The organism is Geodermatophilus arenarius, assembly GCF_042654585.1.
GTDB classification, from domain to species: Bacteria; Actinomycetota; Actinomycetes; order Mycobacteriales; family Geodermatophilaceae; genus Geodermatophilus; species Geodermatophilus arenarius.
In genome coordinates this window covers 1-11,089 of sequence record NZ_JBHSGR010000030.1, presented here as the reverse complement: position 1 = coordinate 11,089, position 11,089 = coordinate 1, and the positions used below count along the sequence as shown (strand labels likewise).

General features: G+C 74.9%; 9 protein-coding genes. 8 read left to right on the top strand and 1 reads right to left on the bottom strand.

The genetic code is table 11. From position 1 onward, the window contains the following. The first annotated feature begins 140 nt into the window (after positions 1 to 140). The 8 genes from uvrB (at position 141) to ACFO3M_RS20835 (ending at position 10,448) form a co-directional block, all read left to right on the top strand. Entirely contained in the window at positions 141 to 2,258 is a 2,118-nt protein-coding gene (gene uvrB, locus ACFO3M_RS20870) for an excinuclease ABC subunit UvrB (RefSeq protein ID WP_387993532.1), read from the top strand. Positions 2,259 to 2,525: 267 nt separating this feature from the next. Beyond that, a complete protein-coding gene (locus ACFO3M_RS20865; RefSeq protein ID WP_387993529.1) occupies positions 2,526 to 3,635 on the top strand; it encodes a TerC family protein in 1,110 nt (369 codons plus the stop codon). Positions 3,636 to 3,865: 230 nt separating this feature from the next. After that, positions 3,866 to 4,462, top strand: coding sequence for a TerD family protein (locus ACFO3M_RS20860; RefSeq protein WP_456903571.1), 597 nt, complete (start codon positions 3,866 to 3,868; stop codon positions 4,460 to 4,462). A gap of 194 nt (positions 4,463 to 4,656) precedes the next feature. Further along, positions 4,657 to 6,021 (top strand): VWA domain-containing protein, encoded by a 1,365-nt coding sequence (locus tag ACFO3M_RS20855; RefSeq protein WP_387993526.1) that lies wholly within the window; start codon positions 4,657 to 4,659, stop codon positions 6,019 to 6,021. Positions 6,022 to 6,044: 23 nt separating this feature from the next. Continuing rightward, the gene (locus ACFO3M_RS20850) at positions 6,045 to 7,247 is read left to right on the top strand and encodes an HpcH/HpaI aldolase/citrate lyase family protein (RefSeq protein ID WP_387993523.1); all 1,203 of its coding nucleotides are present in this window, start codon (positions 6,045 to 6,047) and stop codon (positions 7,245 to 7,247) included. Then, positions 7,244 to 8,518, top strand: coding sequence for a phosphoribosyltransferase domain-containing protein (locus tag ACFO3M_RS20845; RefSeq protein ID WP_387993520.1), 1,275 nt, complete (start codon positions 7,244 to 7,246; stop codon positions 8,516 to 8,518). The genes ACFO3M_RS20850 and ACFO3M_RS20845 overlap by 4 nt, the downstream gene beginning before the upstream one ends. Beyond that, a complete protein-coding gene (locus ACFO3M_RS20840) occupies positions 8,515 to 9,642 on the top strand; it encodes a cysteine protease StiP family protein (protein ID WP_387993517.1) in 1,128 nt (375 codons plus the stop codon). Before ACFO3M_RS20845 ends, ACFO3M_RS20840 begins: the two co-directional genes overlap by 4 nt. Further along, a complete protein-coding gene (locus ACFO3M_RS20835; RefSeq protein WP_387993514.1) occupies positions 9,639 to 10,448 on the top strand; it encodes an HAD family hydrolase in 810 nt (269 codons plus the stop codon). Before ACFO3M_RS20840 ends, ACFO3M_RS20835 begins: the two co-directional genes overlap by 4 nt. On the opposite strand, the gene ACFO3M_RS20830 is transcribed toward ACFO3M_RS20835, so the two are convergent. Continuing rightward, positions 10,445 to 11,089, bottom strand: a 645-nt coding sequence (locus ACFO3M_RS20830; protein ID WP_387993511.1) for a hypothetical protein, incomplete at its 5' end; no start/stop codon positions are given. The two genes, ACFO3M_RS20835 and ACFO3M_RS20830, sit on opposite strands and share 4 nt — an antisense overlap.

Sequence of the window (11,089 nt, the reverse complement as noted above, 5' to 3'; positions counted from 1 at the left end):
CAGGAGGGCACGCTAGCGGGTCCGGGGGCCGAGCACGAGCACGAGGGCGACGCGTCCGCAAGCGACACGCCCCGTCGGTCCCGTGATCACCACCCGTCACTCGCGGCGTCCTGTCACCGGGCGGTCGTACCGTCGTCCCCGTGCGCGCGACCTCCGACATCCGGCCCACCCAGGGGCGTTTCCGCGTCGTCAGCGAGTTCCAGCCCTCGGGCGACCAGCCGGCGGCGATCAAGGCCCTCGCGGAGCGGGTCAACTCCGGCGAGACGGACACCGTGCTCCTCGGCGCCACCGGCACCGGGAAGTCGGCCACCACGGCGTGGCTGATCGAGCAGGTCCAGCGGCCCACCCTGGTGATGGCGCCGAACAAGACCCTCGCCGCGCAGCTGGCCAACGAGTTCCGCGAGCTGCTGCCGGACAACGCCGTCGAGTACTTCGTGTCGTACTACGACTACTACCAGCCCGAGGCCTACGTCCCGCAGACCGACACCTACATCGAGAAGGACTCCTCGGTCAACGAGGAGGTCGAGCGGCTGCGGCACTCGGCGACCAACAGCCTGCTCACCCGGCGGGACGTGGTCGTGGTCTCCACCGTCTCGTGCATCTACGGCCTGGGCACCCCGGAGGAGTACGTCGACCGGGCGCTGCGCATCCGGGTGGGGGAGGAGCGCGACCGCGACGACCTGCTGCGCACGCTGGTCACCGAGCAGTACACCCGCAACGACCTCGCGTTCACCCGCGGCACCTTCCGCGTGCGCGGCGACACGATCGAGGTCTTCCCGGTGTACGAGGAGCTCGCGGTCCGGATCGAGATGTTCGGCGACGAGGTGGAGCGGCTGTACTACCTGCACCCGCTCACCGGCGAGGTCGTGCGCGAGGTCCAGGAGCTGTTCGTCTTCCCGGCCAGCCACTACGTCGCCGGCCCGGAGCGGATGGAGCGGGCGATCCGCACCATCGAGGCCGAGCTCGAGGAGCGGCTGGCCGAGCTGGAGAAGCAGGGCAAGCTGCTGGAGGCGCAGCGGCTGCGCATGCGCACCACCTACGACATCGAGATGATCCGCCAGGTCGGCTTCTGCTCCGGCATCGAGAACTACAGCCGGCACATCGACGGGCGGGCGCCGGGCAGCGCGGGTGCCTGCCTCATCGACTACTTCCCCGACGACTTCCTGCTCGTGATCGACGAGTCGCACGTGACCGTGCCGCAGATCGGCGGCATGTACGAGGGCGACATGAGCCGCAAGCGCACGCTGGTCGAGCACGGCTTCCGGCTGCCCTCGGCGATGGACAACCGCCCGCTGAAGTGGGAGGAGTTCACCGACCGGATCGGGCAGACGGTCTACCTGTCGGCCACCCCGGGCCCCTACGAGCTCGGCCGCACCGGCGGCGAGTTCGTCGAGCAGGTCATCCGCCCCACCGGCCTGGTCGACCCGGAGGTCGTGGTCAAGCCGACCAAGGGCCAGATCGACGACCTGGTCGGCGAGATCCGCGAGCGCACCGAGAAGGACGAGCGCGTCCTGGTCACCACGCTCACCAAGAAGATGGCCGAGGACCTCACCGACTACCTGCTCGAGCTCGGCATCAAGGTCCGCTACCTGCACTCGGAGGTCGACACGCTGCGCCGGGTGGAGCTGCTGCGCGAGCTGCGGCAGGGCGAGTACGACGTGCTGGTCGGCATCAACCTGCTGCGCGAGGGCCTCGACCTGCCCGAGGTGTCGCTGGTGGCGATCCTCGACGCCGACAAGGAGGGCTTCCTCCGGTCGACCACCTCGCTGATCCAGACCATCGGCCGCGCGGCGCGCAACGTGTCCGGCGAGGTGCACATGTACGCCGACAAGGTCACCCCGTCGATGGCGCAGGCGATCGACGAGACCAACCGGCGCCGCGAGAAGCAGATCGCCTACAACACCGCCAACGGCATCGACCCCCAGCCGCTGCGCAAGAAGATCGTCGACATCCTCGACGGCATCTACCGCGAGTCCGAGGACGCCGAGGCCGCCACCGAGCTGATCGGCGGGTCGGGCCGGCAGCAGTCGCGGGGGAAGGCGCCGGTGCCGGGGCTGTCGTCGAAGGGCCGGTCCAAGGCCGGCGCGATCGACGTCCAGGGTCTGCCGCGCGCCGAGCTGGCCGACCTCATCACGCAGATGAACGAGCAGATGCTGGCCGCCGCCCGGGAGCTGCAGTTCGAGGTGGCCGCCCGGCTGCGCGACGAGCTCGCCGAGCTCAAGAAGGAGCTGCGCCAGTTCGACGCCGCCCACGCCTAGCCAGCGGCGGCCGGCGCGGGGGTGAGCTGACCCCGGTCGACGGGGAGAGGGGCGTCCGGGAACCCCGGGCGCCCCTCGTCCGTTCTGCCCTGTGACTCCGCCGGGTGCGCTGCGCCGTGCCCGCGGAGCCGTGGAGGGGAGTATCCCGCCCGCGGTGGCGTCGTCAGCACGGGTACGCGTACCCCGGCGCCACCGGCCGGCCGCCGTCGCGGCCGGTGGGAGAGACCTCCGGTGCTGACTGTTGCCAGTGGACCGGAGGTAACCACTTTGGACGTCCCCTTCTTCGTCTGGGCGATCACGATCGCCGCGATCGTGGCCATGATCGTCTTCGACTTCGTCGGCCACGTGCGGACGCCGCACGCCCCGTCGTTGAAGGAGGCGGCGACCTGGTCGGCGGTCTACGTCGCCATCGCGGTGCTGTTCGGCATCGGCGTGTGGGTCTTCGCCGGCGGGACGTACGGCGGGGAGTACTTCGCCGGCTACATCACCGAGAAGAGCCTGTCGGTCGACAACCTCTTCGTCTTCGTCCTGATCATGGCCAGTTTCGCGGTGCCCCGGGAGCTGCAGCAGAAGGTGCTGCTGTTCGGCATCGCGTTCGCCCTGGTCCTGCGGACCGTCTTCATCTTCCTCGGCGCCGCGGCGATCGAGAACTTCAGCTGGGTCTTCTACCTGTTCGGCGCGTTCCTCATCTACACCGCCGTCGCCCAGGCGCGGGCCGGCGGGGACGAGGACGAGGAGTTCAAGGAGAACGGCTTCCTGCGGCTGGTCCGCCGGGTGATCCCGACGACGTCGGACTACCACGGCGACCGGATGACCACCCGGCTGGACGGCAAGCGCCACATCACCCCGCTGGCCATCGCGCTGGTCGCCATCGGCAGTGCCGACATCCTCTTCGCCGTCGACTCGATCCCGGCGATCTTCGGGCTGACCGAGGAGACCTTCCTCGTCTTCACCGCCAACGCCTTCTCGCTGCTGGGCCTGCGGCAGCTGTTCTTCCTCATCGACGGCCTGCTCGACCGGCTGGTGTACCTGCACTACGGCCTGGCGGTCATCCTCGGCTTCATCGGGATCAAGCTGCTGATCCACGCGCTGCACGAGAACGAGCTGCCGTTCATCAACGGCGGCGAGCACGTCACGGCCATCCCGGAGATCCCGACCTGGCTGTCGCTGTCGGTCATCGTCGTCACCCTGCTGGTCACCACGGTCGCGAGCCTGGCCCGCAGCCGCCGCGACGCCCGCGAGGCCGTGCCGCACGCCGAGGCCGGGCGGGGAGCCGCCGCGGTCGCCGGGGAGACCGGCGTGCCGACGGTGCAGCACGAGCCGGGTGAGCGCCCCGCCGCGGCGCCGGCGCAGCGCACGGACGGCCGCTCCGGGTGACGCGCGGGTGACCACCGGGAGGACGGCAGGCCGACGACGCCGGTGTGCCTGTTGCTCCCGGTGATCGTGCGGCACGATCCAGGACACGTCCGCTCCGCTGGGTGCCCGACCGGCACCCCGCGCAGCGGTGCCGGGGGACGCGCCGGGCACACCGCCCGCGTCCCCCGGCGGCGCCGGTCCATCCGGTGTCCGGTGCAGCGGCGACCGCCGCTGCGCTCCCCGACGGTGACATGGGAGTCCAACTGATGGGTGTCAGCCTCTCCAAGGGCGGGAACGTCTCGCTGACCAAGGAGGCGCCGGGCCTGACCGCGGTGAACGTCGGCCTCGGCTGGGACGTCAACACGTTCTCCGGGGGCGACTTCGACCTCGACGCGTCGGCGATCATGCTCGACGCCAACGGCAAGGTCACCCCCGACGACTCGGGCTTCGTCTTCTTCAACAACCTCCGCAGCCCGGACGGCTCGGTCGTCCACGTCGGTGACAACCTCACCGGCCAGGGCGAGGGCGACGACGAGGTCATCCAGGTGAACCTGGCCGGCGTGCCGCCGACCTGCGACAAGATCGTCTTCCCGGTGTCCATCTACGACGCCGACAACCGCAAGCAGAACTTCGGTGCGGTCCGCAACGCGTTCATCCGCGTGGTCAACCAGGCCAACGGCCAGGAGATCGCCCGCTACGACCTCACCGAGGACGCCTCGGTCGAGACCGCCATGGTCTTCGGCGAGCTCTACCGCAACGGCGCCGACTGGAAGTTCCGCGCCGTCGGCCAGGGCTACGCCTCCGGCCTGCGCGGCATCGCCCAGGACTTCGGCGTCAACGTCGGCTGATCCCCGCCGGGCCCGGACGCCCGTCCGGGCCCGGCACCCCCGGCGGTGCGGGGACCCCGCCCGCCGGGGTCCCGCCCTGCCCGTACCCGCCCCCGAGAAGCACCAGCCCCCGAGAAGCCGGAGGTCCCCGTCGTCATGCCCGACCGCACCCGCCCCGTGACCGCCGCCGCCGGGTCCGTCTGAGCGGCACCGGAGTGGTCCACGTCCTCACCCGGGGCGGCAACGTCGGGCTGGCCCAGGCCGGCCTGACCGGCCCCGTCGTCGTCACGCTCACCTGGACGCCGGCCCCCGGCGTCGACGCCGACCTGTCGGCGTTCCTCACCACCGCGGCGGGCCGGGTCCGCAGCGACGACGACTTCGTCTTCTACAACCAGCCCAGCGGCGCCGGCGGCGCGGTGCGCCACCTCGGCAAGACCGCCCGCGGCGGCGCCACCGTCGACCAGGTCCGCATCGACCCGGCCGCGCTGCCCGCCGACGTCGAGAAGGTCGTCATCGGCGCCTCCCTCGACGGCGCGGGCACCTTCGGCGGGTTGTCCGGGCTCGCCGTCGAGGTGGCCGCCGACGGCGCCCCGGCGCCCGCGATCCGCTGCGAGCTCGCCGCCGGCCCCGAGACCGCACTGGTGTTCGCCGAGGTCTACCGCCGCGGCGCGGAGTGGAAGGTGCGCGCCGTCGGGCAGGGCTTCACCACCGGCCTGGCCGGGATGGCCACCGACGTCGGCGTGAGCGTCGACGACGAGCCCGCCCCCGCGGCCGCCGCCCCTGCAGCGCCCGCCGCGGCCCCGCCGCCGGCCGCTCCTCCGGTCAGCATGGAGAAGAAGCGGCTGGTCGACCTCGAGAAGAAGCTGTCGTCCTCGGCCCCGCAGATGCTCTCGCTGGTCAAGACCGCCGGCGTCAGCCTGGAGAAGCGCGGCCTCGGCGAGCACACCGCCCGGGTCGCGCTGGTCCTCGACATCTCCGGCTCGATGGCCGAGCTCTACCGCACCGGCGCCGTGCAGCGGCTGGCCGAGCGGGTCCTCGCCCTCGGCCTGCGCTTCGACGACGACGGCGTCGTCGACGTCTTCCTGTTCGGCAAGGACGTGCACCAGCCCCCGGGCCTGCGCCTGGAGGGCCACCAGCAGTACATCGCCGACCTCACCCGGCAGTACCGGCTGGAGTACGACACCCGCTACGGCGCGGCGATGGCCGCCGTGCGCAAGGCCTACTTCGGCGACAGCCGCGACCGGGTGGAGCCGCAGCCGGCGCAGGTGCCGGTCTACGTCATGTTCCTGACCGACGGCGCGCCCAGCGACAAGTCGGTCGCGACCAAGCAGCTCAAGGCGGCGTCCTTCGAGCCGGTGTTCTGGCAGTTCATGGGCATCGGCCCGGAGCGGCAGTTCAGCTACCTGCAGCGCCTGGACGACCTCGAGGGCCGCTACACCGACAACGCCGACTTCTTCGCGGTCAGCGAGGGCGACCTCATGGGCCGGCGGCCGATCAGCGACGACGCGCTGTTCGACCGGCTCATGACTGAGTACCCCGACTGGCTGCGCCGGGCGCGCGCCCAGGGCCTGCTCCGGTGACCGCCCAGCAGGAGGGACCGACCGTGCGTCACTTCTCCCACCTGACCGACGGCGAGCGCGAGCAGCTGTTCGCCGTCCCCCCGGGCGAGGTCGGCCCGGCGACGCCGCGCGGCATGCTCGCGCTGGCCCTGGGCGCCACGCTCTACAGCCCGGGCACGCGGCCGGCGCTGGACGCCGACGCCGCCCGCGCGGCCGCGGTCGGCGCCACGAGCATGGTCTGGTGCCTCGAGGACGCCATCCCGCACGCGGCCGTCCCCGACGCCGAGGCCAACGTCGTCGCCGCGCTGCAGCGGGTCGACCGGCGCGCCGCCGAGGGGGAGCAGCCGGCGCTGCCGCTGCTGTTCGTGCGGGTGCGCACGCCCGAGCAGATCCGCTCGGTGGCCCGCGCCGCCGGGCCGGCGCTGGCGCGGCTGACCGGGTTCAGCCTGCCCAAGGCCACCGGCGCCACGCTCGCGCCGATGCTCGCGGCGGTCGAGGAGGTCGCCGCCGTGCTGGGGCAGCCGCTGTACGGCATGCCGATCCTGGAGACGCCCGACCTCGCCTGGCGGGAGACCCGCGCCGAGGCGCTCGGCGCGCTGGCCGCGGTGGTCGAGGCGCACCGCGAGTCCGTGCTGTGCCTGCGGGTGGGTGGCACCGACCTGTCCGGGCTGTTCGGCCTGCGCCGCGACCGCGACACCACGATCTGGGACGTCGCCGTCGTCCGGGACTGCCTGGCCGACGTGGTCAACACCTTCACCCGCGGCGGCGAGCACGTGGTCACCGGCGCGGTCTGGGAGCACATCCCGGGCCCCCGGCTGTTCAAGCCGCAGCTGCGCCAGACGCCGTTCAGCGACCAGCACGAGGGCGGTCTGCGGCAGCGGATGATCGCCGGCGACCTCGACGGGCTGATCCGCGAGGTCACCCTCGACAAGGCCAACGGCGTGCTGGGCAAGACCGTCATCCACCCGGCGCACGTCTCGGTGGTCAACGCGCTGCTCACCGTCTCCCGCTCGGAGTACGACGACGCCCTCGAGATCCTCATGGCCCGCGGGCAGGGCGGCATCGCGGTGTCCGGGAACGGGCGGATGAACGAGATCGGCCCGCACGCGCTGTGGGCGGAGCTGATCAGCCGCCGCGCCGCGGTCTACGGCGTCGTCGCCGACGAGGCCGCGCTGGTCGACCTGCTGTCCGCGGGGCAGCGGCGGCTGGCCGAGGTGTTCGCCGGCGGGGAGGCGCAGCGCGCGTGACCGCGACCCTCCCCGGTGCCGTCGGCCTCGACGGCACCGTCTCCCGCCTGCTCGACGTCACCGCCGCCGACCCCGCCCGCTTCGCGGACCTGTGCGGCCTGGCGCTGCGGGACAACCCGCGCCGGGCGCACCTGGTCGTCTCCCGCGTGCTCGGCAAGCACGTGCCGGTCGCACCGGCCGCCGTCCTCGGTGCCGGGGCCGCGGTGGGCGACGCCGTCGCCGCGGTCCTGGACGGCGAGGCACCCGGCCTGGTCATCGGCTACTGCGAGACGGCGACCGGCCTCGGCCACGCCGCCGCCGACCGGCTCGGCGCGGCCTACCTGCACACCACCCGCCGCGTGCACCCGGGCGTGCCGGTGGCCGCCGCGTTCGAGGAGGAGCACTCGCACGCGGTCGCGCACGCCCTGCAGCCGGCCGGGCCGGTGACGCTGGACGCGCCCGGCCCGCTGGTGCTGGTCGACGACGAGCTCACCTCCGGCCGCACCGCGCTCAACACCGTCGCCGAGCTGCACGCCCGCTGGCCGCGCGAGCACTACGTCGTCGCCACGCTGCTCGACGCGCGCACCCCGGCCGCCCGCGCCGCGTTCGCCGGGCGCGCGCAGGCCCTGGGGGTGCGGGTCGACGTCGCCGCCGTCCTCACCACGGAGCTCGCCCTCGCCGCCGACGTCCTCGACCGGGTGCTCGCCGACCTCACCGCCCTGCGCGGCCGGCCGCTGGTCCCGGCCGGTGCGCCCGGCGCCGTCCGGACGCACGCCGGCCTGTGGCCGGCCGGCGTCCCGACCACCGCCCGCCACGGCCTGACCCCCGCCGGCAGCGCCCGGCTCGCCGCCGCGGCCGCCGCCGTCGCGGCCGCGCTCGCGCCGGAGCTGGCCGGCAGCCGCGGGGTGCTGGTGCTGGGCACCGAGGAGCTCATGCACGCGCCCACCGTGGTCGCGGCACGCCTGGCCGGGCGGCTGCCCGGCGTCCCCGTCACCACCCAGTCGACCACCCGGAGCCCCGTGCACGCCGCCGACGACCCCGGCTACGCCCTGCGCCGCAGCCTGTCCTTCCCCGCGCCCGACGAGCCCGCCCGCGTCTCCCGCGTGCACAACCTGGCCGACCCCGCCGCCGTCCCCGCGGACGGCCGCTGGGCCGACCAGCGCGCCGACGACGTGGTCGTGGTCGTGGACGCCCCGGCGGAGGACTGCGCGCCGATGGTGCAGGCGCTGCGCCCGTTCGCCACCCGCGCCGTGCACCTGGTGACGGTGCCGCTCGCGGAGCCGGCCCCGTGACCGCCGTGCAGCCGGGCCTCGCGCCCGCCGTCCCCGGCCGGTTCGGCTCCTACGCGCCCGAGGAGGTGACCTGGCTGCTCACCGACCTGTCCTCGGTCGCGCTGGAGCGCGGCACCGAGGACCGCGAGGAGGCGATCCAGTCGGGCACCCACTACTCGGAGATGCTGCCGGTCGAGTACCAGCCCGACGACGACTACCTGGCGCTGTTCACCGCCGCGCTGGAGCAGTCGGCCGGGCGGCTCGCCGACGCCGTCGCCCGGGTCGGCGAGCTGGTCTGGGACGCCGCCGCCGCGCACGGGCAGACGCCGGTGCTGGTGTCGCTGGCCCGCGCCGGGACGCCGATCGGCGTGCTGCTGCGCCGCTGGTTCCTCGCCTCCCGCGGCGTCGCGGTGCCGCACTACACCGTCTCGATCATCCGCGGCCGCGGCATCGACCAGGTCGCGACGGCGCACGTGCTCGCCCGGCACCCGGCGTCGGCGGTGCGCTTCGTCGACGGCTGGACCGGCAAGGGCGCGATCCAGCGGCAGCTCACCGAGGCCGTCGCCGGCTGGCGGGCCGCGCACCCGGAGGACGCCGCCCTCGACGACCGGCTCGCCGTCCTCGCCGACCCGGGCCTGTGCACCGAGCTGTACGGCACCCGCGACGACTTCCTCATCCCGAGCGCCTGCCTCAACAGCACGGTGTCCGGGCTGGTGTCGCGGACGGTGCTGCGCGACGACCTCATCGGCCCCGGCATGTTCCACGGCGCGAAGTACTACGCCGAGCTCGCCGGCGCCGACGTCTCCGCGCTGTTCGTCGACACCGTCGCGGCCGCGTTCCCGGCGCGGCCGCCGGCCGACGACGTCCCCGCGGCCGACCGCCGGCCGACCTGGGCCGGGTGGGCGGCGGTGGAGCGGATCGCCGCCGAGCACGGCATCGCCGACGTCAACCTGGTCAAGCCCGGGGTGGGGGAGACGACGCGGGTGCTGCTGCGCCGGGTGCCCTGGCAGGTGCTGGTCCGCCCCGACCGCGCCGAGGACCTGCGGCACGTCGCCGCGCTGGCCCGGGCCCGCGGCGTGCCGCTGGTCGAGGTGCCGGACCTGCCGTACTCCTGCGTCGGCCTGATCCGGCCGGTGGGCCGGTGACCGCGGTCCTCACGGCGACGCTGGCCGCCGTCGACCTCGACCGCACGCTCATCTACTCGGCGGCCGCGGCGGGGACGACCGAGGGGCTGGAGGTCGTCGAGCACCTCGACGGCGCCCCGCTGTCGCACGCGACGCCGGCGTCGTGGCGGCTGCTCGCCGAGCTGGCCGGGCGGGCGCTGCTGGTCCCGGTCACCACCCGCACCGTGGCGCAGTACGGGCGGGTGCGGCTGCCCGTCGTCCCGCGGTACGCGCTGTGCGCCAACGGCGGGGTGCTGCTCGCCGACGGCGTCCGCGACCCGGGGTGGGACGACTGGGCGGCGGCGACCGCCGCGCAGGCCGCGCCGCTGCCGGAGCTGCTCGGCCTGCTCGAGGCGGTGGCCGGGCAACCGTGGGTGCGCACCGTGCGCGCCGCCGAGGGGCTGTTCTGCTATCTGGTCGCGCACGCCCGCGAGGCGATCCCGCAGGACTGGCTCGACGGGACCGGCGCGGCCGTCGCCGCCGCCGGGGCGACGCTGTCGGTGCAGGGCCGCAAGGTGTACGTCGTCCCCGCCGGGCTGTCCAAGGCCGCCGGGCTGCTCCGGCTGCGCCGGCTGCTGGCGGGGGGCGGGCCCGCGCCGCGGCTGCTGTGCGCCGGCGACAGCCTGCTCGACGCGCCGATGCTGCTCGCCGCCGACGCCGCCGTCCGCCCCGCGCACGGAGAGCTGCACGAGCAGGGCTGGACCGGCGCGCGAGTCGCGGTGACCGCGGCCAGCGGCGCCGCCGCGGGCGAGGAGATCGTCCGCTGGCTGCTCGACCGCGCGGGCTAGTCCGCCCGCGCGGTCCGCACCAGCCGGTCCAGGCCGTCCTCGATCGACTGCGCCTCGCGCAGCACCGCACCCCAGTCCGGGCGGCGGCCCCGGGCCGCCTCCTCCAGCGGCGGCAGCCGCCGGGCGAGGTCCTCGAACGTGCGGCGGAAGCGGCGGGCCCGCTCCTCGGGCAGCCCGCCGAGGAACCGGCGGGCGTCGACGACGGCGCGCTGCACCTCGCCGAGCAGCGACCCGGGGTCGGCGGCGACGGCGTCGAGCCGCTGCAGCCGCCCGGTCGCGGCGCGCACCTCGTCGTCGACCCGGCCGGCGGCCGCCCGCACCCGGGCCAGCAGCGCGGCGGCGACGGTCACGTCGAGGACCGGCGCGCCGAGCGCACCCTCCAGCGCCTCCAGCGCCCGGTCGCCCTCGGCGAGCGCCTCGGCGGCCCGCTGCGGTGCGCGCTCGACGTCGGACCACGCGGTCAGCGGGTAGCGGCGGCGCAGCTCGCTCATCACCGGCGCCAGGCGCTCGTGCCGGGTGCCCAGCGCCTCGCGGCGGGTGCGGACGGAGGCGGCGCCGCGACGGACCTCCGCGGCCCGCTCCGGCAGCGCCCGCGCCCGCGCGGCCGCCGCCTCGGCCTCCCGGCGGCCCTTCTCGGCGGC

What these genes read in the sequence shown, in the direction of transcription:
- ACFO3M_RS20860 (WP_456903571.1), top strand. Translation starts at nt 3,866, where the DNA reads ATGGGAGTCCAACTGATGGGTGTCAGCCTCTCCAAGGGCGGGAACGTC.